Consider the following 24,857-nt stretch of genomic DNA (forward strand, 5'->3'; position numbering starts at 1 on the left):
CGGACGCTACTCCTGCACCGGGGGCGTCGGGTAGGGGCGGACGGCAGGCCTCACCGCTCGACCGGCTCCAGCGCAGGGCCGGCGACCTCTCCGGGCGAGCGGGACGCGGCTTCGCTCGCGGGACCTCGCGACGCCTTCCGGCGCTCGAGCAGCAGGTGCAGCGCCCACGATCCCACCGCGACGGCGCCGAACGCGCCGAAGACGAGCACCCAGCGGAGGAAGTCGCCGTCGACCCCGGCCCAGGAGTCGGGCACGGTCACCATGACGAGGAGGAAGGCGGCGAGGCCGACGGCATAGCCGAGCGCCCACACCCACTTCTTCCAGGCGAACAGCGCCGCCCCGTCGAGCGCCGCCAGGGGGAGGAGCGCGAGCGGCATCGTCGACACGCCCTCGATGGTGAGCGCGCTGAACAGCTCCGCGGCGAACCGCAGCGGGACCAGCTCCGGCGCGGCCTGAGCGAGCGGGGCGATAAGGCTGTAGACCGCCCAGGACGCGAGGCCGAGCCCGAGGGCGAGCGCGGACGCCAGGATCACGACGAGCGCCTCGCGCGTGGCTGACAGGGTCACAGCGAAGGTCAGGCCGGCCACGAGGCCGAGGATGACGCCCGGGGTGAACTCCAGCAGCCGGGCGAGCAGCACGGCGACCGCGACGAAAGCGAGCGAGCCCCACCGGAAGGTCAGGACCGGCGCGAGCGCCGCGTCGATCCGCGACAGGAGGGCGCGCACCGCCGCGAGAGCCGCGAGGTTGAACAGCAGGAGGCTCGCGAAGGCGGTGAGGAACATCCGCAGCGACAGGGGGTTGAGCCCGTACGCCGGATCGACGAACCCGACCACGAGCGCGGTGACCGCGAGTCCGGACACGAACAGCACGGGGCGGCTCCTCGGCGTCCCGCCGGCCTCCCCGCGCTTGCGCCGCGCCGCCAGACGGGACCGCAGACGTTCCAGCCGCGGCGACAGGACCGAGTCGAGCAGGGCGCTCGGGTAGCCCACGACGAGCATGAGCACGACCGCCGAGGTTCCGAGCACGGCGGCTCCCGTTCCGGACAGGCGGACGTCGCCGATGCTCCGGAGCCCGCTGAGCACACTGGCGTCGGCGAGGCCGGTGCCGTCGAAGCCCTCGGGCCGGACGGCCAGCTCGAGCAGGAGGGTCGGCGAGGTGACGCTCTCGTGGAGGACGACGTCCTCGCCGTCCCAGTAGGAGAGGGCGACGATGTGCTCTCCCGTGCGGGCGTCGCTGAAGCGCGCGTTGACGAAGTCCGGGCGCGGCTCGATGCCCTCGAGCTCTGTGGAGGTGAGGGAGAGGCCGTCGGTGTCGTCGACGGCGCCGACCGCGCCGTCGCCCTGGATCCAGCCCTGGCTCTCGAACGAGCGGAGGACCGCGACGACCGTGTCGAAGGACACGGCGGTGTCCACGAGGTCGTACTGCGCCCAGCTCTCGCCGTCACCCCAGGTCCTGTCGGCGATCTTCGAGGCGCAGTCCCACGCGAAGCCGCGCACGGGCGGAGGGACGAACCGCGGCTCCACCTCGAAGAGCCGGCGGCCGCCCTCCGCGAAGTAGGTGCCCGCGCACCCCGCGTCGGCGGGAGCGGCCGCGGCCGGCGCGGCGGTCCCGAGGGCGAGCAGTGCGAGCAGCGCGGCCAGCGCCACGCGGAATCCCCAGCGAGTCACGCCGTCACGGTAGTGACCGCCCTGCCGGCGCCGGCCGGTGCTCTCTCGGCTGCAATGTCCCGGCAATCAGGGGATGCGCTCGAGCTCCTGGCGCCCGGGAAGAACTGGCCGCCGCGTCCGTCCCGCCTCGCTCGCGATCACCCGCTCGGTGGGACGTTCGGCCGCCCTCGCGTCAGATGCGGCCCTCCGGCACGGCGGGATGCTCTCCCGGCACCGGCCGGGGCTTCGGGATGAGCGCGGCCAGGATCGCGCAGAGCGCCGCGGCGACGAGGCCGAACAGGAAGGCCGCGCGGTAGCCCTCGTCGCTCGGCGCCAGCGCGTCGCCCACCTGCACGGCCGAGGACGAGAGCGTCGCGGCGACGGCGGCGGCGGCCGTCGTGGTGCCGAGCGATCGCATGAGGGCGTTGAGGCCGTTGGCGGCACCCGTCTCGCTCGCCGGCACGGCGCGCATGATGAGCGCGGGCATGGCGGCGTAGCCCAGCCCGATGCCGATCCCGATGACGATGTTGATCACCAGGACATGCCACACCTCGAGCTCCAGGAACACGGACACGAGGTAGGTGAGCGCGATGATGACGGAGCCGGCCACCAGCAGCGGCTTGGGGCCCGCGGTCCGCTCGATGCGGCCGGCGAGGGGCGACATCGCGAGCATCGCGAGTCCCGCGGGCATCAGGACGAGGCTGGCCGGGAGCAGGGGCAGGCCGAGGCCGCCGGCCGCCGGGGGCAGCTCGAGCAGCTGCGGGTAGACGATGTTCGACGCGAAGAGCGCGAACCCCATCCCGACCGACGCGAGATTCGTCAGCAGCACCGGAGCCCGCGCGCTCACCCGGAGGTCGACGAGCGCGTTCGGGGTGCGGAGCTGCATCCATCCCCAGCCGAGCAGGACGACGACGCCGCCGAGCAGCAGGGTGAGCGTTCCGGGGGAGGACCAGCCCCACTCGTTGCCGCGGGAGATCGCGAGGAGGACCCCGACGAGCCCGACCGCCAGCCCGGCCGCGCCGGGCCAGTCGAACCGGCCTCCCGAGCGGAGGGTGCTCACCGGGACGATCCACAGGACGAGCGCGAAGCAGGTTGCGCCGAGCGCGCCGGCGATCCAGAAGAGCAGGTGCCAGTCGTACCGCTCGGTGATGAGCGCGCTGACCGGCAGGCCGAGGGCGCCCCCGACGCCGAGGGTCGCGCTCACCAGGGCGATCGCGGAGCCGAGGCGGTCCCGGTGCAGGACGTCCCGCAGGATCGAGATCCCGAGCGGGATCACGCCCGCGCCCATGCCCTGCAGCGCCCGCCCGACGATGAGCGGGACGACCGACGGGGAGAGGGCCGCGACGACTGACCCGGCGACGAGCAGCGCCAGCATGCACAGCGCGATGCGGCGCTTGCCGTACATGTCGCCGAGCTTCCCGGAGATGGGCGTGGCGATCGCCGCGCTGAGCAGCGTCACCGTGATCACCCAGGCGGTGTCCTCGGCGGGCGCGTCGAGGAGCGCCGGCAGCTCGCCCTGGATGGGGATCACGATGGTCTGCATGAAGGACGCCGTCAGCCCCGCGAAGGCGAGGACGGCGACGACGGCCCCGTCCCGCCGCGGACGCGAGAGCCGGCGACGCGGATCGCTCATGCGCGACCGGCGGCGGGCAGGACGGGGTGCGCCGATCCGGGGCCGGCCGCACGAGGGGGGACCGGCAGCACGAGCATGACTCAGCCAGGCTATCGGTGGCAGTCGGCGCTCCAGACGGCGAGACGCTGCGCTCTCAGCGACCTCGCCCAGCAGGGAGGTCATCTGCGGGAAGGGTGAGGAGATGCGCGAGCAGCGTGCCGGCACCGGCGAAGGGAGCACGCACGGCTGCTCGGCCCCGCCCGTCTGAACGACGAAGAGGCCGTCCCCTGACGGGGACGGCCTCTTCGTGGTCCGTGCGGTGGGTGGATCAGGCGCTCGCGAGCACGCCGCTGCCCACCCGCAGCTGCCCGTCCGAGACGGAGAGCCGCACCACGTCCCCGGCCTCGCCAAGGACGAGCAGGTCGGCGACCCGGTCCTCGACCTCGCGCTGGATCAGCCGCCGCAGCGGCCGGGCGCCGTACTCGGGCTCGTATCCGTGCTCCGCGAGCCAGTCGATCGCCTCCTCGTCCGCCTCGAGCCGGATGCCCTGCGCCTCGAGCCGGTCGGCGGTCGCGCTGAGCAGCAGGCCGACGATCCGGCGCAGCTCGACCCGGTCGAGCTTGCGGAACAGGACGATGTCGTCGATCCGGTTGAGGAACTCGGGTCGCATGCTCTCGCGCAGCTTCCCCATGACGCGGTCGCGCAGCTCCCTCTCGGAGCCGAACCCCGTGCGGTCTGCGGGCACGAAGCCCAGGGCGCCGCCCCGGCTGGCGAGGAACTCGGAGCCGAGGTTCGACGTCATGATGACGATGGTGTTGCGGAAGTCCACGGTGCGGCCCTGGCCGTCGGTGAGGCGGCCGTCGTCGAGCACCTGCAGCAGCAGGTTGAACACGTCCGGATGCGCCTTCTCGATCTCGTCCAGCAGCACGACCGAGTACGGCTGGCGCCGGACTCGCTCGGTGAGCTGGCCCGCCTCGTCGTAGCCGACGTATCCCGGAGGGGCGCCGACGAGGCGGCTGACGGTGTGCCGCTCGCCGTACTCGCTCATGTCGAACCGCAGCATCGCCTTTTCGTCGCCGAACAGCGACGCGGCGAGGGCCTTCGCGAGTTCGGTCTTCCCGACGCCGGTGGGGCCGAGGAACAGGAAGCTCGCGATCGGCCGCCGTGGGTCGCCCATGCCGGTGCGGCTCCGTCGGACCGCTCGCGCGATCGCCGCCACCGCGTCGTCCTGGCCGACGACCCGCTCGTGGAGCTCGCTCTCGAGCTTCGCGAGGCGGCCGCGGTCCCCCTCCGACAGGCGGGAGGCCGGGATGCCGGTCCAGCGGGAGACGATGTCCGCGACATCGGCGGCGGTGATGACGGCGTCCTCGGAGCGAGGGGCGGAGTCGGCGGGCGCCGCGGCGATCCGGGCGCGCACCGCCTCGACCTCGTCGCGCAGGCGCGACGCCTCCTCGTAGCGCTCCTCGGCGACCGCGTGGCTCTTCGCCTCCTCGAGCTCCGCCTCGCGAGCACGCAGCGCGGCCACGTCGACGGGAGCCCCGAGGCTGAGGCGGCGGCGGGCGCCGGCCTGGTCGAGCAGGTCGATCGCCTTGTCGGGCAGGAAGCGGTCCTGGATGTACCGGGCCGACAGCTCCACGGCTGCGCGGATCGCGTCCTCGCTGTAGGTCACGCGGTGGTGCTCCTCGTATCGCCCTTGGAGCCCGCTCAGGATCCTGACCGCGTCCTCGGCGCTCGGCTCCGGCACGGTGACCGGCTGGAAGCGGCGCTCGAGCGCGGCGTCCTTCTCGATGCGGCGGTACTCGGTGAGCGTGGTCGCGCCGATGAGGTGCAGCTCGCCGCGGGCCAGGCGCGGCTTCAGCATGTTGCCGGCGTCCATCGCGCCCTCGGCGCCGCCCGCCCCGACGACCGTGTGCAGCTCGTCGAGGAAGACGATGAGCTCGTCCTTGTGCTCGGCGATCTCGCCCATGACCTTGGTGAGGCGCTCCTCGAACTCGCCGCGGAAGCGCGTGCCGGCCAGCATGCCGGGCAGGTCGAGGGCGACCACACGCTTGCCGCGCAGCAGCTCGGGGACGTCGCCGTCGGCGATCCGCTGGGCGAGGCCCTCGACGATGGCGGTCTTGCCCACGCCGGGCTCGCCGATCAGGACCGGGTTGTTCTTGGTGCGGCGCAGCAGGATCTCGACCGTCTGGGCGATCTCGTCGGCCCGGCCGATGACCGGGTCCAGCTCGCCTGCCCGCGCCCGTGCCGTGAGGTCGCTGCCGTACTCGTCGAGCCTCGGCGTGGAGGAGTCGGGGCCCGATGCGGCCTGCGGAGCCGCCTGCGACGCGGCCGCCTGGAGCGACTGCGGGGTCACGCCGGCCGAGGCGAGCAGCTGCCCGGGGACGGCCTCCTGGTTGAGCGCGAGCGCGAACAGCACGTGCTCCGGGTCGATGAACGTCGAGCCGGATGCGCGAGCGACCTGGGCCGCGTCGAGCAGGGCGCGCTGCGCCGTGGGCGTGAGCCCCGGCGCCTGCGCCGGACGCTCGTCGGACGACTCCGGAAGGCGCTCGTCGATGGCCGCGGCGAGCGCGGCGGGGTCGGCGCCGGTGCGCCGGACGAGCTCGGCGAGGGGCGACTGGGTGAGCAGGACGTGCAGCAGATGCAGCGCGTCCACGCCCGGGTGGCCGTGCTCGAGAGCCACGCGCACGGCGCGCTGGACGAGCTCCTGACCGCGCCGGCTGAGCAGGCGCGAGATGTCGACGGGGCGCCCGTACCAGCCGGGACGCTGACCGGAGAGAAGGCGGGCGAGGAACTCGTCGAACGAGCCGTCGGATGCCGCCGCGGGGCCGAGGAATCCCGGCATTCAGACCTCCTGGAAACTTGAGTGCATCGGACTCAACTAGGGAGACCACCCGCGCATTCCCATGTCGCCGATTTCCGACCCGAGAACCGGAGCGGACACAAGGGGGAGCCGGTGAGCGCCTGCGACGCCCTACGGTCGCCTGAGGAGGAGATCCATGACACCCACCGCCGTCGCCCCGTGGACCGTGCCGCTCCATGAGACGCAGTACTCGCTCATCTACTACTTCCTGGTCGTCGCCGGTCTCGCCCTGCTCGCGCACCTCCTCCGGACGCTGACCTCGAGGGAGGAGATCGGGCCGCGGTTCCGTCCGGCCGTCATCGCGAGCCTCGTGCTCACGGCGGTGGCATTCCTCTCGTACGTGTCCCTCGTGCTGGCCTTCGAGCTCGGATACGACAGGACCGCCGACGGCTACACGCCGAACGAGGGGGCCTTCTCCTCGTTCGCGCCGCGCTACATGGACTGGACCGTCACGGTGCCCCTGCTGTGCGTCGAGCTGCTCGCCGTCACGGCGCTCGCCGGCGCCGCGGTCCGACGGGCCCGGGCGATCGCGATGGCGTCGGCCGTCCTCATGATCAGCCTCGGCTACCTCGGCGGCGTCGTGGTCGGCGGCGGCGAGAGCGTGCCCGCGCTGCTCGTCTCCGGCGGGATCAGCACCGTCTTCTTCGTCGTGATCTGCGTCGTGCTCGTGCGCGCCGTGCGCGCCTCCCTGCCCGTGCTGTCCCGCGAGGCCGGGCGTGCCCTCGTGCTCGCGATCGGTCTGCTCCTCGGGTCCTGGCTGGTGTACCCGCTCGCCTACCTGGTCCAGGTCATCGGCTCCGGCGGCGCCGTGCCGACGACGATGCACATCGCGTTCTGCGTCGCGGACGTGGTCGCCAAGGTCGCGTTCGGCGAGGCGATCCACAAGGTCGCGAAGGTGCGGACCGCGGACGACGTGAACCACGGCGAGGACGTGCACCCGGAGTCGACCTGGATCTCGTCCGTCAAGCGGGCGCCGGCCTCCCTGCCGCCGGTCGCCGGAGCGGAGACGACCGCGGAGGAGCACCTCCCGGCGTCCTGAGGACTCCTCTTGCTACCGTGAGGTCCGCCGCCCCGAGACGCGGCGGAAATCGAGAGCATGTCGGACAGCCCCGTATCGCAGTCGCCCTACGAGGTGCTCGGCGTGCCGCCGTCCGCCTCCGACGACGAGCTCCGGCGCGCGTACCGGCGGCTGCTCCGCGAGACGCACCCGGACACGGGAGGGGAGTCCGCCCGGTTCATCGCTGTCCAGCACGCCTGGGCCCTGATCGGCACAGTGGAGGCGCGGGCGGCGTACGACCGCGGCAGCGCGCCGGCCGCCGACCGCGAGCGCCCGTCCTGGGCGCCGCCGAAGGCGCCGCCGCAGGCTTCGAGCCGTCCGATGGCGCGGTCCTACGGGCACCCCGGCGGCTGGCGGCGGGAGCGCTACCTCCGCCTCCTGCAGGAGTGGGTGGGACGCGGCCAGAAGATCGACGACCCGTACGATCCGGCGCTCGTCCGCCGGGCACCGCGCGAGATCCGGCGGATCCTGGCGGACGCGCTCGCCGAGGAGGCGACCGCGCGCCTCGTCGGCGACCTCGGAATGGGCTACACCGTCTGGCACGACGTCGACACGGGCGTTCCCGAGGACAAGATCGACCACGTCGTGCTGGGGCCCACCGGCCTGTTCGCGCTCCTGTCCGAGGACTTCGGGGCGCCGGTGCGCATCCGCCGCGGCGAGCTGGACGGCGCATCGGTACAGGGCGATCGCCCGCTGCACGCTCTCGCGGCTCGGGCGAAGGTGCTCGCCCGCGCGGCGCGGGTCAAGTTCGGAGGTCTGCTCATCGTCGTCCCCGACGACGAGCTCGACGAGCCCTACCTCGTCGCCGGCTCCGCCCGTGGCGCCCAGACCGCCGTAGTGCGCCGGTCCGTCCTGCCCCACCTGCTGCAGACCGGCCTTCCCGGCACGCGGCCCGTCGGCGGCACCGAGCTGTTCGAGCTGCGCACCCGGCTGCAGCACGTGATCCGCTTCGTCTGACGCGCAAGCCCTGTCCGGGCGCATCCGGTATGTGCTGGGCTGTGCCCATGACGAAGCGACCCATCACTCCTCAGGTGCACGGGCTTCTGGACTACGGCCTGACCGCCGCCAACGCCGTCGTGCCCGGCATGCTGAACATGAGCACGAAGGCGCGAGCACTGTTCCGGACCTTCGCGGTGATCCAGGGCGGGCTCAACGCCGTCACCGATCAGCCCCTCGCCGTGCAGAAGATCGTCCCCTTCCCGATGCACGGCCTCATCGACAAGGCGAGCGCGCCGCTCTACCTGCTCGCCCCGTTCCTGACGGGCGTCATCCGCGAGCGGAGGGCCCGCAACTACTGGCTGCTCGTCGGCGTGACGCTCGTGACGGTCTACAACCTCACCGACTGGAGCGCGCCGAAGCCCGGCAAGAAGAGGAAGCGGCGCTGACCCCCGCTCCGTCTCGCGTTCCCGCGGTCGCACGCCGCAGCCCCCTCGGCGAGTTCCTCGGCGGTGCCGGCACGTTCTTCCGCGGCTTCCGGCTGTGGGCCACCTCGCCCGGGATGATGGCGCTCGGCGCGCTGCCCGGGCTGATCGTGGGCGCGGTCGTGCTGACGCTGCTCATCCTGCTCGCCGTGCACCTGGACGCCATCGCGGCCTGGATGACTCCGTTCGCGAACGGCTGGGACGAGCTCTGGCGGAACGCCGTCCGGGTCGCCGTCGGCCTCGCACTGTTCGTGTTCGCGATCCTGCTGGCGGTGTCGACGTTCACGGCCCTGACCCTCGCCGTCGGCGACCCCTTCTACGAGCGGATCTGGCTCGCGGTCGAGAAGCGCCTGGGCGGCTTCCAGCCGGCCGAGCTCGGCTTCTGGCCGTCGGTGCGGCGGGGGATCGCGAGCGGCCTCAAGCTCGTGTCGCTGTCGCTCCTGATCGCGATCGCGGTGTTCGCCGTCGGCCTGATCCCGCTCGTGGGCGGCGTGCTCGCCTTCACGCTCGGGGCGCTCGGCGGAGGGTGGCTCGTCGCGACGGAGCTCCTCGGCCGGCCGCTCGACGGACGGAACCTGCCTCCCGGTGAGCAGGCGGCGCTGCGCCGCCGGAACCGGGCGCGCGTGCTCGGCTTCGGGGTCTCCGTCTACCTGGTCTTCCTCCTGCCGCTCGCGGCCGTGATCGCCACGCCGTCCGCCGTGGCGGGAGCCACGGTCCTCGCCCGCCGCCTCCTCGAGGGGGCGTCAGGTGAGGGGCAGGGGAGTGACGGTCTTCGTCGCCGACTCCCATAGCCGCCCGGCGACGGCCGTCGCGTCGATCGCGCGCTTCGGCTCGACGACGGTGAGCGCGGTCGCGAGCTCTGCCGGGGACAGCTTCCGCGCGAGCGTGACGTGCGCCGTCCAGGCGCCGGGGCGCGTGAGCCGGTCGATGCCGGGGAGCTCCCCGACGTCCTCGTGCAGGCGCCGGTGCAGCTCGAGCAGCGGCAGGCTCGGCCGCACGAGCCGGGCGAGCAGGAAGCCGGAGCGCGCCGACCCGAAGATCACCGGACTGGCGACGGTGACCTCGAGCGGAAGGCCCGCGAGAGGGTAGGGCTGCAGCCGCTCGTTCGAGTAGAGCAGGGTGATGTGCGGCCTGTTCGACTCGCCGGTGTGGCGCGCCTGACTGGGCAGCCCGGCGTCCGCGAGGCTGACCCACTCGGCCCGGAGCGCTCGCTCGGAGTCGTCGTCGAGGAGGAGTTCGAGGCTGGGCATGGCTCCTCAGGGGATCGGGCCGAGCAGGGCGGTGGCGATCGTGCCGTGCGCCGACTCGTCGTCGGACGGGTGGAACATGCCCGCGAGGACGTCGCGGTAGAGGCGGGACAGCTCGTTCGCGGTGGCGTACGAGGATCCGCCGGAGGACCGGATCGCCTGGTCGACGACGACCCGGGCGGTCTCCGTGGCCCGCACCTTGACCCCCACGAGCTTGCGGAACCACTGCGAGCCGTGGTCGGCGAGCTCGTCGACGTCCCGGGCGATGGCGTCGATCTGCGGGGCGAGCGCGTCCTGGTCGAGCGCGGCATCCGCGATCCGCCGTCGCAGGTCGGGGTCGTGAGCGAGCGGCGCCCCGTCGTTCTTCGCGGAGGTGCGGCGCTGCACCGCCTCGACCGCGAGCTGCAGGGCCCGCTCCCCGATGCCCGTGTAGACGGAGGCCAGGAGGATCTCGAAGTTCGCGAAGATCGCGAAGATCAGCGGATCCGGGTTCGGGCCGGGTTCCAGGCGGCGGAACACGCGATCGGGCGCAGCGTACGCGCCCTCGAGCACGGTGCTCGCGCTCTGGGTCGCTCGCATGCCGAGGGTGTCCCAGTCGTCGAGGGTGCGGAACCCGCCGCCGTCCCGGCGGATCATCGCGTGGACGAGCTTCGGCGCGTCGGGCGAGGTGCTGTCGAGCCCGAAGAGGCCCAGGCGGGTCCACACGGGGGAGAGGGAGGTGAAGATCTTCGTCCCGGTGAAGCGGTAGCCGCCGTCGGGCTGGGGAGCCGCCTCCGTGCGCGAGCCGAACAGGACGAGGTCGTTGCCCGCCTCGCTGATCCCGAACGCGAACACCTCCCCGGCCGCCGCCTCCTCGAGCACGAAGTCGAGGAACGGGAGGCCCCGCTCGTGCAGCGTCTTCGCCACGCCTGTCCAGACGAGGTGCATGTTGACGCCGAGAGCCGTCGCGGGGGCGGCGGCCGCGAGCCGCTGCTGCTCGCGCGCGACCTCGCGGAGCGTGAGGCCGGCGCCGCCGAAGGACGCGGGGACCAGGGCACGCAGATAGCCGGCCTCCGCGAGCTCGGCGAAGTCCTCGGTGAAGAACGCGTTGTCGCGGTCGTATCCCGGCGCGCGACCGTGGATGCGCTCGAGCAGGGACTCGGTGAGCAGGGTCCGGTCGGTCATCGCCCTCCCTCCCGGCCGCGGCGCGGCACGCGCTTCACGTTACGCCTCCGGCGCTCGTCTCCCGCTGGACGTGCCCGCCTCGACTGCCGGCCGGCCTGCGGTGGTGGCGGGTCAGGAGGAGAGGGAGCCTCCGCTGGCGGCCAGCATCGCCACCAGGATTACCGCGGCGACGAGGACGAGGGTGAAGAGCAGGCGCGAGATCCGCCGCCGGACGACGAGCAGGATCCCGGCGGCGCAGAGGAGCAGGACTGCGGCGAGGCCCGCGAGCGCGGCGACCCCCGGCGCCGAGCCCGCCACGACGAGCGCCCCCACGGCCAGCGCGGCGAACGCGACCACGCCGGCGGGTCGCAGGCCGAGGCGGTGAGGCAGCCCGCGGACACCTGTCGCTCGGTCGTCGTCGAGGTCCGGAAGCACGTTCGTGAAGTGGGCTGCGACGCCCAGCAGGGCGCCCGCGAGCACGGCCCACCAGGCGGCGAACCGCGGAGGCTCGGCGGCCAGCGTGCCCACCGCGGGGAGGAGCCCGAAGCTCACGACGTACGGCACCACGGAGAGCGGGGTCGACTTGAGGCCGGCGTTGTACGCCCAGGCCGAGAGCACGAACACGAGGTGGACGGCGCCCGCGGCGGGACCCAGCCCGAAGGCGAGGAGGCAGGACACCGCGAGGGCGAGGAGCGCGGCCGCGCGGACCGCGGCGACGGGGATGTCGCCCCGAGCGACGGGCTTGTCGCGGCGCCCGGCGGCGCGGTCCCGGTCGGCGTCGATCCAGTCGTTCGACCAGCCGATCGAGAGCTGATTCACCGCGAACACGACCGTGACCAGCGCGATCCCGAGCGGCGGGAGACCGACCGCGATCGCCAGCGTGAAGGCCACCAGCGTGACCGCGACGGCGGGCGCGGGGTGCGAGGACAGGAGCAGCGCGACGGGGAGGGGCCGGCGGCTCACCGGGCCAGACTAGCGGCGGCGTCCACGTAGGCTGGATCGGTGCGTCGGCGAGCAGGAACCAGAGCGCTCGCCGCGGCGGCGCTCGCCGCGGTGCTCGCCGGATGCGGATCGGCGCCTGCGCCGACCCCCGGTTCCTCGCCGGAGAGCGCGCGTCCCAGTGCGAGCCCCACGCCGACGCCCACCCCCGAGGACGAGGCTTCCGCCCGCCTGGCGGCCATGACGGTGCGCCAGAAGCTCGCGGCGATGCTCATGCTCCACTACCCGGGCACGGACCCGGCGACCCTCACCGAGTTCATGCGGACGACGGAGGCGGGCGGCTTCATCGTCATGGGCGACAACGTCGCCGGCTCCGTGGCGGACCAGGCTCCCATCACCGCCGCTCTGAGCGTCGATCCGTCCCTGCCGCCGCTCGTCGCAGTGGACCAGGAGGGCGGCATCGTCTCCCGGCTGCGCGAGGACGTGCACCCCGCCGGGCGGGAGCTCGCGATCCTGCCCCCGGAGGCCACCCGGGACGCGTTCGCGGCGCGGGCGGGCCTCATCCAGCAGGCGGGCATCACCATGAACTTCGGGATCATCGCCGACACGACCGAGGATCCGTCGTCCTTCATCGCCGACCGCATCCTCGGCCCCACGCCCGAGGAGGCCGCGGCTCGGGTCGAGCAGGCGGTCGCCGGAGAGCGGGGCCTGGTCATGAGCACGCTCAAGCACTTCCCCGGCCACGGCGTCACCGGCGCCGACTCCCACACCTCCGTGCCCGAGAGCGACATCCCCTGGGACGCGTGGAGGGCGGGGCCCGCGATCCCCTTCGAGCGCGGGATCGCGGCCGGGGCGGAGGCCGTGATGTTCGGGCATCTCCGGCTGACCGCCGTCGACGCCGCGCCTGCCAGCCTGTCGGCTCGCTGGCACGAGATCCTTCGCTCCGACCTCGCCTTCGACGGGCTCGCGGTCACCGACGACATGCTCATGCTCCAGCAGTCCGGCGATCCGCAGTACGCCGATCCGCTCTCGAACGCGATCGCGGCGGTCGTGGCCGGCAACGACCTCCTCGTGTACGTGCTCGCGGCGGATCCGGCGGTGTCGGGCGTCGATCCGGCCGAGCTGCTCGACGGTCTGGAGGCCGCGGTCGCCGACGGCACGATCCCGGAGGCGAGCGTCGACGAGGCGGTGACCCGCCTGCTCGATGTGCGGATCGCGCTGCGGGACGCCGGCTAGCGGCCGAGGATCTCCTCGCGGACCCTGCGCAGGTCCTCCAGCAGCGCCCCGATCATCACCCAGTCCCGGCTGGGCGGCGCGGCGACGACGAGGGGACGGGTCAGGGCCGGCACGTCTCGTCCGGCAGCGGTGAGGTCACCGCCCGGCTCCACGAGCAGGCGCAGGTCGTGAGCGGCCCTGCGCAGCTCCTCGGCGATCCCCGCGACGGTCGGGTCGTCGGCCAGCTCCGGATGCCAGTGATCGCGTACGGCGCGCGTCATCCCGATCACCTGGGTCACGAGCGGCTCCAGCCGCGCGAGGAGGGCCACGTCGCGCTCGAGCTGCTTGCGGTAGCGCGACCGCCGGGGGTTCAGGGTGAGGCTGTCGCGCCCGCTGCGGATCGCGTCCGCGGCCGCCTGCCGCACCTCGCGCAGCTCGCGGGCGGCCTCGAGCGCAGCGTCCAGGTCCGCGCGGTCACCGGGCCGGCTGAGGGCGGCGGCGAGCCGGTCCAGCTCGTCGGCGACCCGGCGGCCGAGCTGGAGGACCGCGGCCCGGGCGGGCTCGAGGGCGAGCGGCGGCACGATGAGCGCGTTGACGAGGACGCCCGCCGCCGCTCCCATGATCGTCTCGACGACCCGGGCGAGCGCGTAGGACGGGGTGGCCGCCCCGATCGACAGGACGAGCATCGCGCTGATCGGGATCTGCACCGACGACCCCGGGCTGAGTCGCAGTCCCCAAGCGACGAACAGCGACACGACGATCGCGAGGAGGACGAGCCAGCTCTGCTCGCCGAACACGACGGCGGCGCCGAGCGCGACGAGCACGCCGACGATGACGCCGAGGCTGCGCTCCATCGCCCTGCCGAAGGACTGGTTGACGCTCGGCTGGACGACGAGCAGCGCCGCGACCGACGCGAAGACGGGGATCTCGTCCGGGAACACGGCGAGGGCGAGGAACCAGGCGGCGACGGCGGCGACGGCGGTCTTGACCACCTGGAGGAGCGGAACCCGCGCGCTCGCCCTCACCACGTCCGCGATCCGCACGGGCCCAGCGTAGGACGGCGGCGGCGCGACGCGCGGTCGCGCCCCCGTGCGGGGCGGGAGGGGGGCGGCGACCGCTCAGCGAGATGCGGCGAAGCGCAGGTGCGCCGCTGCCGCCTCCTCGAGCGCGGGGAGCGCGTCCGGCGGGAAGGATACGAACGGGTCGAACTCGACGGACGGGGTCGAGCGGCGCTCGACCCGCCACAGGCCGAGGATGCGGCCGCCCGCCGCGACCACCGGACGGAACAGCCCGTTCGCGCCGGGCGCCACGTGGTGCGCGTACGCGGGCTCGAGAGATGCGGATCGGTCCGTGTAGCCGAGGAGCAGCTCGTCGAACGGAGGCAGGAGGCGGACGGCGTCGGCGGCCGCGGCCACGGACTGCGGATCCCCCGCGGGGGAGTCCGGTGCCAGCCACAGCGGTCCGGCTTCGGACTCGATGCGCTCGAGCTCGTCACCCGCCTCGGTCAGCGCTCGCGTCGCCTCCGTCTTCGTGATGCCGAGCCACCACGACAGATCGGCGGCGCCGACCGGGCCGTGGCTGCGCACGTACCGGAGCGTCGCCTCGCGTAGCGCCGTGTCGCGCTCGGGCGCCTCTCCCGGCGACCACTCGTCGAGGAGGACCACCGCCTGCTGCCTGCCGACCATGGGCCCGAGGCAGGTCACGCCTGTCTGCGAGAGCCAGCCGAGCAGGTGCGCTGCCCGCTGCCCGCTCGTGTCGAGGCCGCGCTCGGCGATCGCGGCCATGAGCTCGGCACGGGGAAGCGCTCGCCCGCCCGCCAGCAGCTCGACCGTCAGCTTCCGTCCGCGGTCGAGCTGCTCGGGGCTCAACCCGAGCTGTGCCCGGCGGCCGGCCGCCGCCGCGACGGCGCGGATTGCCGTGATCGCGAGCAGCAGCCGCAGGTCCCGCGGCGTGACGAGGTGCAGGGTGCCGCGCATCGGCCAGGACCGGACGATGGTGCCGGCACCGAGGGCCGCCTCGATGTCGGCTCTCGTCTCATCCGCTCGATCCCGGAGCGCCACTGCCCAGAGCCCGCCGGCGAAGTCCTGCGCCTGCAGCGCGAGCATCCACCGGACCGTCTCCTCGGGACCGGCTCTGGGGCCGTCGAGGAGCAGCTGCGCGGCGGCGCGCATCGCCGCCACCTCCGCAGGCGGCAGGGCGGGCGTCATGGCCGCAGTCTAGGAAGCGCCGCCGACAGGAGCAGAAAGGGAACCGCCGGTCTGCTTCGGGGGTGCAGACCGGCGGTTCCAGGGGTGCGATCGGCTGGGTGGGCCGATCAGCCGAGCCGGGTCACTCGGCGGGGTGGGTCTCCTCGCGAGCCGGGGTCGGCAGGGGGATGCCGACTCGGGACAGCGGGGAAACGGGGTGCTTCCGTCCGACCGGAAGTGCCGGGCCGGAAGCGGGGGTGATGCCGGCCGCGGCGTGTGCTGCGGCCGGGAGCGCGGTGCGGGGGATGCGCATCGTGCTCGACATCGTGGGTGTCCTTACTCATGGGGGCGAGTCTGTTGACTGCCGCTTGTCCTCACTATGGAGGACCGGCGACGGGTTTCACCGTACGCCCGGGATCGCGGCGCGCACCCTCCCCACTCCGGGGGACGCGTGCCGGCCGGCTAGCGGCTCGCCGGCGCGAACTCGTGGAAGAAGCGCAGGACGTGATCGACGACCGGCGCCGGGTTCTCCTGAGCCACGTAGTGGGCGGCGTGGTCCACGATCGCGAGCTCGATCCCCGACATGAAGGGGCGTGCGGTGTCGATCATGTCCTCCAGCATCGACGGTGGGAAGGAGCGGTCCTCGGTCGAGCCGATGATCAGGGTCGGCGTGGTGCTGCGGCGGCGCCGGTAGTGGCCCGAGGCGATCTTGGCGACCGCGGGCAGCACGAGGTGGCGGAACATCTCCGAGGTCGCGCGCGCTCGCTCGGGCTGTCGGAGCAGCGCCAGGTAGAGCTCCTGCTCATCGGCCTGCATCGGCTGGGCGGCGGCGGAGAAGCCGGTGAGCATGTGACGCGCCAGCGGTTGCCGGCCCCGGCCGAAGAGCGCAGGCGCGATCCCGGGCAGGGCGCCCACCTCCTGGTGCCACAGCGGGGCGAACGCCTTGAGGTGTCCCGGCTTCAGCTTCACCGCGAGAGGTGGAACGGTGATCGCCACGTGCGCCCTCACGCGGTCCGGATGCTCGTAGCAGAGCGCGTAGCCCGGGATCGCTCCCATGTCGGTGCTCACGAGGAGCACCGAGTCCAGGTCGAGCGCGTCGAGGAGGGCGACCAGGTCGCCGACCATCTGCTCACCGGTGTAGCCGGACCGGGGCACGTCCGTCCAGCCCTGGCCCCGCAGGTCGGGCGCGAGAACGCGGTAGTGCCGGGCGAGACCGGGGATCACCTTGCGCCATGCCCACCAGTTCTGAAGGGCTCCGTGAAGGAGGAGGAGCGGTTCTCCCGCGCCCGCTTCTGCGACGTGCATGCGCAGGCCGGGCAGTTCGACGAAGCGGTGCGAGACGCCCTCGACCGCCGGGATGGGGATCGAGTCGGTCGCGGAATCCGTCGCCGCGACCTTGTTGGTGTGCTTCATGACCGGAGTGTACTGCGTCTATAGTGCCCTGTCACTATGGGTATAGTTGTCTCGTGGTATCGAACCGAACCCGGGCCCTGGATGCGGCCGTCGACCTCCTCGGCACCGAGGGGGTCCGCTCGCTCACCCACTCGCGCGTCGACGACCGGGCGGGACTGCCCAAAGGCTCGACCTCGAACTACTTCCGCACGCGGCACGCCCTGCTCGAGGGCGTCGCGGAGCGAATCGCCGAGCTCGAGCTGCCCGAGGCCGGGGCGACGTTCGAGCCACCCGCGACGGTCGACGCCTTCGTCGAAGGTCTCAGCGCGCTCCTCGAACACCTCTCGACGACGAACGGCACCAGGACGGCCGCGCGGTTCGCCCTCTTCGTCGAGGCGAGCCACGACGCCGGCATGCGCGTCCTCCTCTCGAGGGTGCGCGCTCAGATGGAGGCGTCCGCCGTCGTCGCGCTCGCAGCGCTCGGTGCGCGCGATCCGCGAACCGCGGCGGCCGCCGTGGCCGCCTGTTTCGAGGGGCTGCTGCTGCACCGCATCGCGCGCCGCGACATGGCGGATCCACGACCGGTCCTGGGACTCGTCATCCGCGCCGCCGTCAAGGCCTGAGCGAAAGCTGGGACGGTTCCTCCGGCCCTCCTAACCTCGGAGCGTGAACCAGCAGCGCACCCTGGTCCTTTTCGGCGCCTCCGGAGACCTCACGCGGCGCCTCCTTCTGCCGGGACTCGGCAGCCTGCTCGCATCACCGCAGGAAGGCGATCCCGCTCTGGCGGAGGGCCTCCGGCTGCTCGGGTCCGCCCGCTCCGAGCGCGAGCTCGACGAATGGCGGTCCGACATCCGCGAGGGCCTGAGCGAGGGAGGCGCCTTGAGGGAGCAGGCCGAGGCCGTGGCGGCGGATGCGGCGTGGGTGAGCGGTGATCCGACGGAGCCGGAGGACCTCCGCCGCATCCTGGCGGAGGTGCACGGCACGCCGATCCTCTACTTCGCGCTTCCGCCTGGCGTGACCGAGGCCGCCATCGACGCGCTGCGCGGCCTCGAGCTTCCGGACGATGCGATGCTCGCGCTGGAGAAGCCCTTCGGCGCCGACGGGGACGGAGCGGCAGCACTCAACCGCAAGCTCGCGCGCCTCGTTCCCGAGCGGCAGATTCATCGCGTCGACCACTTCCTCGGCCAGCAGAGTGTGCAGGGACTGCTCGGGCTGCGGTTCGGGAACCGCCTGCTCGAGCCGGTGTGGAACCGCGAGAACATCGAGCGCGTCGAGATCGTCTTCGACGAGGAGCTCGGACTCGAAGGCCGCGCCGCGTACTACGACGGTGCAGGCGCACTCGTGGACATGCTGCAGTCGCACCTCCTCCAGGTGCTCGCGGTGGTCGCCATGGAGCCGCCGGCGGCCATCGACGAGGAGTCCTTCCGGGGCGCGATCGCTCAGGTCCTCGGCGCGACCTCGCTCTGGTCCGGCGCTCCGGTCCTTGCCGGAACCGAGGGTCCGAGTCGCCGAGCCCGCTACACCGAAGGGCGGGTGGGGGGCCGCGACCTGCCCGCGTACGCAGACGAGGAAGGGGTGGATCCGGAGCGCGGGACAGAGACGCTCGCCGAGATCGCGGTCGGCATCGAGAACCGGCGCTGGGCCGGTGTGCCGTTCGTCCTCCGCTCCGGCAAGGCGATCGGCGACCCTCGCACGGGCATCGAGGTCACCTTCCGTCCGGTGGACGTGGTGCCGAAGGGCCTGGCGGGCGAGCCCCGCCCGGGACGGCTGACCATCGGCATCGCGCCCGAGACGATCTCGCTCGACCTCGTCCGCGGCGGGCAGGAGGAGCCGTTCCGGCTGGAGCAGGAGCAGCTCGAGGCCGAGGTGCCGGAGCGCACGCTCACGGAGTACGGCGAGGTGCTGCGCGGCATCCTCAGCGGCGACGCGACTCTGTCCGTGCGGGGCGACGTCGTCGAGCGCTGCTGGCGCATCGTCGAGCCCGTGCTCGCGTCGTGGCGCTCGGGCGAGGTGCCGCTCGACGAGTATCCGGCGGGCTCGAGCGGTCCGCAGTCCTGGCGGTGACGCGGCCGCGTTCCTGACCGGCGCGGCGCATTCGGTGCCGCTGAGTGCGCCCCTGCGCACCGGATGCGCCCTGGGCACGAGGGGCGATCGGCGCCAACGGGTGCGCTCGGCGGCTGCGGGTGCGCACGGCGGCAGCGGGCGCGCTCGGCGCCCACGGGTGCCGCTCTAGAGAAGGCCGATCTTCTTCAGCTCGGCCGCGAGTCCGGCGCCGTCGGGGGCGTACACCCACGGGACGGCCGTCATCTCGGCGTAGCTCTCCTCGTGCGACCGGCCGCCGGCGAGCACCGCCTCGCCGGGCGACAGCTGCCGGATGGCGACGGCCGCGACGCGGTCGGGGTGCGCGAGCGCGAACTCCCCGTAGATCTCCTCGTCGTGCTGGCCGTCGTCGCCGATCAGGAGCCACTTCACGTCCGGGAACTCCTGCGCGAGCCGGGCCAGCGAGTCCTTCTTGTGCTGACGGCCGCTGCGGAAGATCCGGTCGTGGGTCGGACCCCAGTCCGTGAGAAGGAGGGGACCCGGCGGGTACATGTTGCGGTTGAGGAACCGCGTGAGGGTGGGGGCGACGTTCCACGCGCCCGTGGACAGGTAGATCACCGGCGATCCGGGGTGGAAGCGCGCGAGGCGGTCGTAGAGCACCGACATGCCGGGCGTCGCGTTCCGGGCGTGCTCGTCGAGCACGAACGTGTTCCACCCGGCGAGGAACGGGCGGGGAAGGAACGTCACCATGACGGTGTCGTCGATGTCGGAGATGATGCCGAACCCGGACGCCGGGTCGTGCACGTAGATCGGGGCCTCGACCGCGACCGAGGTGTCCCGGCCGTCCTCCTGAGGCCGCAGGGTGATCGTGTGCCAGCCCGGCGCGAGCGAGGACTCGACGCGCGCGTCGACGACCCCGCCTCGGTCCGCACGCACGCGGTGCTCCTGGCCGTCGACGGAGACCACCACCTCGATGTCGTTGACCGGCACGCTCGTGAAGCTCCGCCAGCCGCGCACGCTCGGGCGCTTCGCCTTCGTCTCCCGCGTCAGCAGGACTCTGCCGAGCACCCGGATCCAGCCGGGGGAGCCGTAGCCCGTGTAGGGGATGACCGTGGGGCGCTTTCCGCGACGGCGGGCGCGCTGCTCACGGAACTCCTGGATGGAGTCCTCGATGCGCGCCCAGGGGCCGAGCACCACCGTTGCGACCGTCGCCTCGCTGCGCTGCTTCCGCGTTGAGGGCACGGAGCCAGCCTAGCCCGCGCGTCCGGCACCCACGGGCGAGCGCGAGCGGAGGCGTCCGGGGGCGCGAGCGCAACCGGTATGAGGGCGCGGATCGTGCGGACTACAGTTCGATTCCAGCGCGGCGAACGGAGGAGACGTGGGCACGAGCGGCCTTCTGGGATCGGACCTGCTGCTCCGCAACGAGCCCGTCCAGGCCCGCAGCGCGGCGAGGCTGTCCTCGCTCCTCGACGCGGCCGCCGAGGTCGTCGAGGAGGTCGGCTACGAGCGCCTGACCACTGCGATGGTGGCGGAGCGAGCGGGCGCCTCGATCGGCACGGTCTACCGGTACTTCCCGGACCGCATCGCGGTGCTCGAGGGCCTCAGCGCGCGCGCGTTCCGCCGCTTCCTGGATCGGGTGACCGAGCAGTACCGGGACAGCCGGATGGACACCGTCGAGGAGCGGGTCTCCGCCGCAGTCGACGTCTACGTGCACCTGTACCGGACCGAGCGCGGCTTCCGGGTCGTCCGCTTCGGCGACGTCGTGGACGTCCGTCTCCTCGACGGGCGGCGGTCGAACACGGCGGTGCTCGCCGAGCGCCTCGCGGACATCGCGGGGGAGCGCGGCTCGCGGCACGACCAGGCGGAGCTCGTCTTCCGGCTCCAGGTCGTCATCGCGCTCACCGAGTCGCTCATCCACCGCGCCTTCGTCGTCGATCCCCGCGGCGACGAGGCCTTCGTGGCCGAGGCGAAGGCGGTCGCGGTGGACTACGTGCGCCGCCATCTTGGTCCGGGCGGTGCGATGGGAACCGGCGGCGGGAATACGGAGGCGTGACCGGGCGATTGCCCTTGCCAATCCGCCTTTGCGACGTGCCTCGAAGAGTGCTTGGGTCGTCGCGGAGGTTGTAGCCGCGCTCGAAGGGACGAGGACTGCCGATGTCGATCGAGTTCCGCGGCGTGCGGAAGGCCTTCCCCGACGGAACCGTCGCGGTCGAGGACTTCAGCCTCGTCATCCCGTCGCGCACGACGACGGTCCTGCTGGGCTCCTCCGGATGCGGCAAGACGACGCTGCTGCGGATGGTGAACCGCATGGTCGATCCGTCCGCAGGCACGGTGCTGATCGACGACGAGGACGTCGCCGCCGTGGATCCCGTCGCCCTGCGCCGCCGGATCGGCTACGTCATGCAGAACTCGGGGCTGCTCCCGCATCGTCGCGTCGCGGACAACATCGCGACCGTCCCCCGCCTCAACGGTGTGGCGAAGGACGCCGCCCGCGAGCGAGCCCTGCAGCTCATGGACACCGTCGGACTCGACCGGTCGCTCGCCGACCGCTACCCGGCGCAGCTCTCCGGCGGGCAGCAGCAGCGCGTGGGCGTCGCGCGCGCTCTCGCCGCCGAGCCGAACATCCTCCTCATGGACGAGCCGTTCGGCGCCGTCGACCCCATCGTGCGTGCGGAGCTCCAGCAGGAGCTCATCCGGCTGCGCCGAGAGCTCGAGAAGACCGTCGTCTTCGTCACCCACGATGTCGACGAGGCCTTCCTGCTCGGCGACCAGGTCGTGCTCCTGCAGCGCGGCGGGCGCATCGCCCAGGCGGGGACCCCTGCCGAGATCCTCGCCAACCCCGCGAGCGACTTCGTCGCGGACTTCGTCGGCGCGGGGCGGGGCCGCCGGAGCCTGCGGGTCGAGGAGATCGACGGCGTGCTCGTGGTGGTCGACGCCGACGGCCGGCCCGCGGGGGTCCTCGCGGACGAGGCCCGCACGGCCCCCGGCTCCGCGACGCGAGGGAACCGCGCGCAGTGAACTGGGTGGCGGAGAACGCGGGCCTGATCCTGGCCCTCGCGGTGCAGCACCTCCGCCTGAGCCTGCTGCCGATCGTGCTCGGCTTCGCCATCGCCCTGCCGCTCGGCTACCTCGCGCACCGCTACCGCCCCACGCGGGGCGTGCTGCTCACCGCGCTGGGCCTGCTCTACACGATCCCGTCGCTCGCGCTCTTCGTGGCGCTGCCCGTCGTCACCGGCATCTCGGTCCTCAGCGAGGCGAACGTCGTGACGGCCCTCACCATCTACGCGGTGGCGATCCAGGCCCGCTCGGTCGCCGACGCCCTCGACTCGGTGGACCCCGACGTCCGGCAGGCCGCCACCGCCCTCGGCTACTCCGGCTGGCGGCGCTTCTGGGCGGTCGAGTTCCCGCTCGCCGGGCCGGTCATGCTCGCGGGGCTCCGCGTGGTCGCGGTGAGCACGATCGCCCTCGTGACGGTCGGGATCCTCGTCGGCGTGAAGAGCCTCGGCTACCTCTTCACCAACGGGTTCCAGCGCCGGATCCTCGAGGAGGTCCTCTCCGGCGTCGTCATGACGATGCTCCTCGCCCTGCTCGTCGACCTCGTGCTCGCGCTGCTCGGCCGCGCCGTCATGCCCTGGACGAGGATCGGGACCCCGGCTCCCCGGAGGGCCGCTCCGTGAGCGTGTTCCTCGAGGCGCTCGCCTGGCTGTTCAGCCCCGAGCGGCTCGGCGCCGGCGGCATCCCGCAGCGGATCGGTGAGCACCTCTGGTTCACCCTGATCGCGTTCGCGCTCGCCTCCGCGATCGCCGTCCCGCTCGGCTACCTGGTCGGCCACACCGGCCGGGGCCGCGAGGTCGCGGTCGCGGTCGCGGGAGCGGCGCGCGCCCTGCCCTCGTTCGGCCTGATCCTGCTGCTGGTGATGCTCGTCGGCGTCCTGCAGATCGGCGCGGCGGTCACGGCGGCGCTCGTCATCCTCGCGATCCCGTCGATCCTCGCCGGCGCCTACGCCGGCATCGAGGCGATCGACCGGCGCACGATCGACGCCGCGAGGGCCGTGGGCATGACCGAGTGGCAGGTGCTCACCCGGGTCGAGATCCCGCTCGGCCTGCCGCTGCTGCTGTCCGGGATGCGCAACGGCGTCCTGCAGATCGTCGCGACGGCCACCCTCGCCGGCTACGTCGGCCTGGGCGGGCTCGGCGACGACATCCTCCAGGGCATCGCGCTCCGAAACTACCCGCAGACGCTCGGGGGCGCACTGCTCGTCGTCGCGCTCGCGCTCGTGCTGGACGGGGTCTTCGCCGTGCTCGAGCGTGTCGCCGTGCCTCACGGGGTGCGCAAGCGCGGCGGCGCGCTCCCGCGATCGAGCTCCGCGAGCCGGACGCCGGCGGCGTCCGCCGCGAACTGACTTCCCGGGATCCTCCGGGGACATCGAGAGAAGGAACGGACATGCACACAGCACGGAAGAGAGGCCGGCTCGCCCTCACGGCGGTCGCGGTCGGGGCGGCATTGGCCCTGGCAGGGTGCGGATCGGGTGACCCGCTCGAGGGAGGATCGGCGGGCGGCCCCCAGGGGGAGGCGACGCCCTCGGACGAGACCATCGTCGTCGGCTCGCAGGCCTACTACTCGAACGAGATCATCGCGGAGATCTTCGCGCAGGCGCTCGAGGACGCCGGGTTCACCGTCGAGCGGCAGTTCCAGATCGGGCAGCGCGACGCGTACCTCCCCGCGCTCGAATCCGGCGAGGTCGACGTGATCCCGGAGTACACCGGCAACCTGCTGCAGTACTACGACCCGGAGACGCAGGCGACCAAGTCGGACGAGGTGTACGCGGAGCTCGAGGACGCCCTGCCGGAGGAGCTGGCCGTGCTGAACCAGTCGCCCGCGACGGATCAGGACTCCTACAACGTCACCCAGGCCTTCGCGGACCAGTACGGACTCGAGAGCATCGCCGACCTGGCGAACGTCGATGTCCCGCTCACGCTGGGCGGGCCGCCGGAACTCGAGGAGCGCCCGTACGGGCCGGCGGGGCTGAAGAACGTCTACGGCATCGACGTCGCCTTCACGGCGACCGGCGAGACGACCGTGGACGCCCTCGTGGCCGGCACGGTGAACGTCGCCAACGTCTTCAGCGCCGATCCGCGCATCGAGTCCGCGAACCTGCGGACGCTGGAGGACCCGGAGGGCCTGTTCCTCGCCTCGCACGTGGTCCCGCTCATCAACGCCGACCTCGTCGAGGAGCTCCAGAACGTCCTCAACCCGATCAGTGAGGCGCTCACGCCGGAGGGGCTGATCCAGCTCAACGTGCAGAGCGTCGACGAGAAGCAGTCGTCGGAGGACATCGCCGCCGCATGGCTGGAGGAGAACGGCCTGGTCGGCTAGCCCGCCCGTCCGTCGCTCGTGAGGTGCCCGGTCCCCGGAAGGGGGTCGGGCACCTCCTCCGACTCCGGGCGCATCATGTGCTTGCGCTCGCTGCGGTGCAGCAGGGCCTTGCCGCCGAGCGCGAGCAGCAGGAACAGCGCGATCGTGCCGACGAAGAGGTACCCGGCGTAGTGCGCCTGGTCGCTGACGCTGCGGTAGCTGCCGGCGACGACGCTCCCCACGGTGACGTAGAGCAGCGCCCAGATGGTGCACGCGGGTGCGGTCCAGGCCATGAAGCGCCGGTAGGTCATCCGGCTCATGCCGACCGTGACCGGGATGAGGGCGTGCAGGACCGGGAGGAAGCGGCTGATGAACACGGCGAGCCCGCCGCGGTGTTCGAGGTAGAGCTCGGCGGAGCGCCAGTGACGGGACCCGATCCGGTTCCCGAGGCGGCTCGCCCGCAGCTTCGGCCCGAACAGCCGGCCGAGCGCGAAGCCGACGCTCTCCCCGGAGAGGGAGCCCACGATCACGGTCAGCAGGAGGGCGACGTACTGGACCGGGGACTCCACCGCGGTGCTCGAGACGATGACGATGGTGTCGCCGGGAACGACGAGGCCGACGAGGATCGACGTCTCGAGGAACATCGCCAGCCCGGCGAGGGCGATCCGGAGGACGGGATCCACGCTGGTGACGGTCTGCAGGATGAAGTCCAGCATCTCGTTCACGCAACGAACATTAGGGGAC

The 24,857-nt window shown here is 72.9% G+C and carries 24 protein-coding genes; 12 read left to right on the forward strand and 12 right to left on the reverse strand.

Going from position 1 to position 24,857, the window contains the following annotated elements:
* Positions 1 to 50: 50 nt before the first annotated feature.
* The 3 genes from J3P30_RS10770 to J3P30_RS10780 form a co-directional block, all read right to left on the reverse strand.
* Entirely contained in the window at positions 51 to 1,667 is a 1,617-nt protein-coding gene (locus tag J3P30_RS10770; protein ID WP_210481018.1) for a hypothetical protein, read from the reverse strand.
* A 172-nt stretch (positions 1,668 to 1,839) separates the two neighbouring features.
* A complete protein-coding gene (locus tag J3P30_RS10775) occupies positions 1,840 to 3,279 on the reverse strand; it encodes an MFS transporter (RefSeq protein WP_210481019.1) in 1,440 nt (479 codons plus the stop codon).
* 307 nt (positions 3,280 to 3,586) lie between these two features.
* Entirely contained in the window at positions 3,587 to 6,100 is a 2,514-nt protein-coding gene (locus J3P30_RS10780) for an ATP-dependent Clp protease ATP-binding subunit (protein ID WP_210481020.1), read from the reverse strand.
* 154 nt (positions 6,101 to 6,254) lie between these two features.
* Here J3P30_RS10780 and J3P30_RS10785 point away from each other — a divergent pair, with 154 nt between their 5' ends.
* Genes J3P30_RS10785 through J3P30_RS10800 form a run of 4 tightly spaced genes read left to right on the forward strand, consistent with a single transcriptional unit; the run spans position 6,255 to position 9,387 of the window.
* Positions 6,255 to 7,157: a bacteriorhodopsin gene (locus J3P30_RS10785; protein WP_210481021.1), complete on the forward strand. Its 903-nt coding sequence runs from the start codon at positions 6,255 to 6,257 to the stop codon at positions 7,155 to 7,157.
* Positions 7,158 to 7,214: 57 nt separating this feature from the next.
* Complete coding sequence (locus J3P30_RS10790; RefSeq protein WP_210481022.1) at positions 7,215 to 8,132, forward strand: DnaJ domain-containing protein; 918 nt, start codon at positions 7,215 to 7,217, stop codon at positions 8,130 to 8,132.
* A 47-nt stretch (positions 8,133 to 8,179) separates the two neighbouring features.
* Complete coding sequence (locus J3P30_RS10795) at positions 8,180 to 8,560, forward strand: hypothetical protein (protein ID WP_210481023.1); 381 nt, start codon at positions 8,180 to 8,182, stop codon at positions 8,558 to 8,560.
* The gene (locus J3P30_RS10800) at positions 8,557 to 9,387 is read left to right on the forward strand and encodes an EI24 domain-containing protein (protein ID WP_282593804.1); all 831 of its coding nucleotides are present in this window, start codon (positions 8,557 to 8,559) and stop codon (positions 9,385 to 9,387) included. The genes J3P30_RS10795 and J3P30_RS10800 overlap by 4 nt, the downstream gene beginning before the upstream one ends.
* On the opposite strand, the gene J3P30_RS10805 is transcribed toward J3P30_RS10800, so the two are convergent.
* From J3P30_RS10805 to J3P30_RS10815, 3 genes are all read right to left on the reverse strand, one after another.
* Positions 9,340 to 9,846 carry a 2'-5' RNA ligase family protein gene (locus tag J3P30_RS10805; RefSeq protein ID WP_210481025.1) on the reverse strand — a complete coding sequence of 169 codons (507 nt, stop codon included), beginning with the start codon at positions 9,844 to 9,846 and terminating at the stop codon, positions 9,340 to 9,342. The genes J3P30_RS10800 and J3P30_RS10805 overlap by 48 nt on opposite strands.
* A gap of 6 nt (positions 9,847 to 9,852) precedes the next feature.
* On the reverse strand, positions 9,853 to 11,007 hold the full coding sequence (locus J3P30_RS10810) for an acyl-CoA dehydrogenase family protein (protein WP_210481026.1): 1,155 nt from the start codon (positions 11,005 to 11,007) through the stop codon (positions 9,853 to 9,855).
* Between the two features lie 111 nt (positions 11,008 to 11,118).
* Positions 11,119 to 11,949: a UbiA family prenyltransferase gene (locus J3P30_RS10815; protein ID WP_210481027.1), complete on the reverse strand. Its 831-nt coding sequence runs from the start codon at positions 11,947 to 11,949 to the stop codon at positions 11,119 to 11,121.
* A 39-nt stretch (positions 11,950 to 11,988) separates the two neighbouring features.
* Here J3P30_RS10815 and J3P30_RS10820 point away from each other — a divergent pair, with 39 nt between their 5' ends.
* A complete protein-coding gene (locus J3P30_RS10820) occupies positions 11,989 to 13,161 on the forward strand; it encodes a glycoside hydrolase family 3 N-terminal domain-containing protein (protein ID WP_210481028.1) in 1,173 nt (390 codons plus the stop codon).
* Here the strand turns inward: J3P30_RS10820 and J3P30_RS10825 are convergent.
* The 4 genes from J3P30_RS10825 to J3P30_RS10840 form a co-directional block, all read right to left on the reverse strand.
* The gene (locus tag J3P30_RS10825; RefSeq protein ID WP_210481029.1) at positions 13,158 to 14,183 is read right to left on the reverse strand and encodes an FUSC family protein; all 1,026 of its coding nucleotides are present in this window, start codon (positions 14,181 to 14,183) and stop codon (positions 13,158 to 13,160) included. The two genes, J3P30_RS10820 and J3P30_RS10825, sit on opposite strands and share 4 nt — an antisense overlap.
* Before the next feature lie 75 nt (positions 14,184 to 14,258).
* On the reverse strand, positions 14,259 to 15,347 hold the full coding sequence (locus J3P30_RS10830; protein ID WP_210481030.1) for a winged helix DNA-binding domain-containing protein: 1,089 nt from the start codon (positions 15,345 to 15,347) through the stop codon (positions 14,259 to 14,261).
* A gap of 121 nt (positions 15,348 to 15,468) precedes the next feature.
* Positions 15,469 to 15,651 carry a hypothetical protein gene (locus J3P30_RS10835; RefSeq protein ID WP_210481031.1) on the reverse strand — a complete coding sequence of 61 codons (183 nt, stop codon included), beginning with the start codon at positions 15,649 to 15,651 and terminating at the stop codon, positions 15,469 to 15,471.
* 137 nt (positions 15,652 to 15,788) lie between these two features.
* Positions 15,789 to 16,739: an alpha/beta fold hydrolase gene (locus J3P30_RS10840; RefSeq protein WP_210481032.1), complete on the reverse strand. Its 951-nt coding sequence runs from the start codon at positions 16,737 to 16,739 to the stop codon at positions 15,789 to 15,791.
* A gap of 53 nt (positions 16,740 to 16,792) precedes the next feature.
* On the opposite strand from J3P30_RS10840, the gene J3P30_RS10845 reads away from it, so the two are divergent.
* The gene (locus tag J3P30_RS10845) at positions 16,793 to 17,341 is read left to right on the forward strand and encodes a TetR/AcrR family transcriptional regulator (RefSeq protein ID WP_210481033.1); all 549 of its coding nucleotides are present in this window, start codon (positions 16,793 to 16,795) and stop codon (positions 17,339 to 17,341) included.
* Positions 17,342 to 17,384: 43 nt separating this feature from the next.
* Entirely contained in the window at positions 17,385 to 18,782 is a 1,398-nt protein-coding gene (locus J3P30_RS10850; RefSeq protein ID WP_210481034.1) for a glucose-6-phosphate dehydrogenase, read from the forward strand.
* Positions 18,783 to 18,947: 165 nt separating this feature from the next.
* On the opposite strand, the gene J3P30_RS10855 is transcribed toward J3P30_RS10850, so the two are convergent.
* Positions 18,948 to 20,000 (reverse strand): App1 family protein, encoded by a 1,053-nt coding sequence (locus J3P30_RS10855; protein WP_374058555.1) that lies wholly within the window; start codon positions 19,998 to 20,000, stop codon positions 18,948 to 18,950.
* Positions 20,001 to 20,136: 136 nt separating this feature from the next.
* Here J3P30_RS10855 and J3P30_RS10860 point away from each other — a divergent pair, with 136 nt between their 5' ends.
* From J3P30_RS10860 to J3P30_RS10880, 5 genes are all read left to right on the forward strand, one after another.
* Positions 20,137 to 20,811, forward strand: a complete 675-nt coding sequence (locus tag J3P30_RS10860) for a TetR/AcrR family transcriptional regulator (protein WP_210481035.1) — start codon at positions 20,137 to 20,139, stop codon at positions 20,809 to 20,811.
* 101 nt (positions 20,812 to 20,912) lie between these two features.
* Positions 20,913 to 21,776, forward strand: a complete 864-nt coding sequence (locus J3P30_RS10865; RefSeq protein WP_210481036.1) for an ABC transporter ATP-binding protein — start codon at positions 20,913 to 20,915, stop codon at positions 21,774 to 21,776.
* A complete protein-coding gene (locus tag J3P30_RS10870; RefSeq protein WP_210481037.1) occupies positions 21,773 to 22,435 on the forward strand; it encodes an ABC transporter permease in 663 nt (220 codons plus the stop codon). Before J3P30_RS10865 ends, J3P30_RS10870 begins: the two co-directional genes overlap by 4 nt.
* The gene (locus J3P30_RS10875; protein ID WP_210481038.1) at positions 22,432 to 23,160 is read left to right on the forward strand and encodes an ABC transporter permease; all 729 of its coding nucleotides are present in this window, start codon (positions 22,432 to 22,434) and stop codon (positions 23,158 to 23,160) included. The genes J3P30_RS10870 and J3P30_RS10875 overlap by 4 nt, the downstream gene beginning before the upstream one ends.
* A gap of 41 nt (positions 23,161 to 23,201) precedes the next feature.
* Positions 23,202 to 24,134: an ABC transporter substrate-binding protein gene (locus J3P30_RS10880; protein ID WP_210481039.1), complete on the forward strand. Its 933-nt coding sequence runs from the start codon at positions 23,202 to 23,204 to the stop codon at positions 24,132 to 24,134.
* On the opposite strand, the gene J3P30_RS10885 is transcribed toward J3P30_RS10880, so the two are convergent.
* The gene (locus J3P30_RS10885) at positions 24,131 to 24,838 is read right to left on the reverse strand and encodes a DedA family protein (protein WP_210481040.1); all 708 of its coding nucleotides are present in this window, start codon (positions 24,836 to 24,838) and stop codon (positions 24,131 to 24,133) included. The genes J3P30_RS10880 and J3P30_RS10885 overlap by 4 nt on opposite strands.
* Positions 24,839 to 24,857: the final 19 nt, after the last annotated feature.

This window comes from Naasia sp. SYSU D00948 (assembly GCF_017916515.1).
In the GTDB taxonomy this organism is placed as follows: Bacteria; Actinomycetota; Actinomycetes; order Actinomycetales; family Microbacteriaceae; genus Naasia.

Excerpts from the sequence above, each read along its gene's own strand:
- J3P30_RS10840 (WP_210481032.1), bottom strand. The coding sequence starts at position 16,739 with ATGAAGCACACCAACAAGGTCGCGGCGACGGATTCCGCGACCGACTCG.
- J3P30_RS10795 (WP_210481023.1), top strand. The coding sequence starts at position 8,180 with ATGACGAAGCGACCCATCACTCCTCAGGTGCACGGGCTTCTGGACTAC.
- J3P30_RS10785 (WP_210481021.1), top strand. The coding sequence starts at position 6,255 with ATGACACCCACCGCCGTCGCCCCGTGGACCGTGCCGCTCCATGAGACG.
- J3P30_RS10790 (WP_210481022.1), top strand. The coding sequence starts at position 7,215 with ATGTCGGACAGCCCCGTATCGCAGTCGCCCTACGAGGTGCTCGGCGTG.
- J3P30_RS10780 (WP_210481020.1), bottom strand. The coding sequence starts at position 6,100 with ATGCCGGGATTCCTCGGCCCCGCGGCGGCATCCGACGGCTCGTTCGAC.
- J3P30_RS10865 (WP_210481036.1), top strand. The coding sequence starts at position 20,913 with ATGTCGATCGAGTTCCGCGGCGTGCGGAAGGCCTTCCCCGACGGAACC.
- J3P30_RS10830 (WP_210481030.1), bottom strand. The coding sequence starts at position 15,347 with ATGACGCCCGCCCTGCCGCCTGCGGAGGTGGCGGCGATGCGCGCCGCC.
- J3P30_RS10810 (WP_210481026.1), bottom strand. The coding sequence starts at position 11,007 with ATGACCGACCGGACCCTGCTCACCGAGTCCCTGCTCGAGCGCATCCAC.
- J3P30_RS10775 (WP_210481019.1), bottom strand. The coding sequence starts at position 3,279 with ATGAGCGATCCGCGTCGCCGGCTCTCGCGTCCGCGGCGGGACGGGGCC.
- J3P30_RS10835 (WP_210481031.1), bottom strand. The coding sequence starts at position 15,651 with ATGTCGAGCACGATGCGCATCCCCCGCACCGCGCTCCCGGCCGCAGCA.
- J3P30_RS10805 (WP_210481025.1), bottom strand. The coding sequence starts at position 9,846 with ATGCCCAGCCTCGAACTCCTCCTCGACGACGACTCCGAGCGAGCGCTC.
- J3P30_RS10880 (WP_210481039.1), top strand. The coding sequence starts at position 23,202 with ATGCACACAGCACGGAAGAGAGGCCGGCTCGCCCTCACGGCGGTCGCG.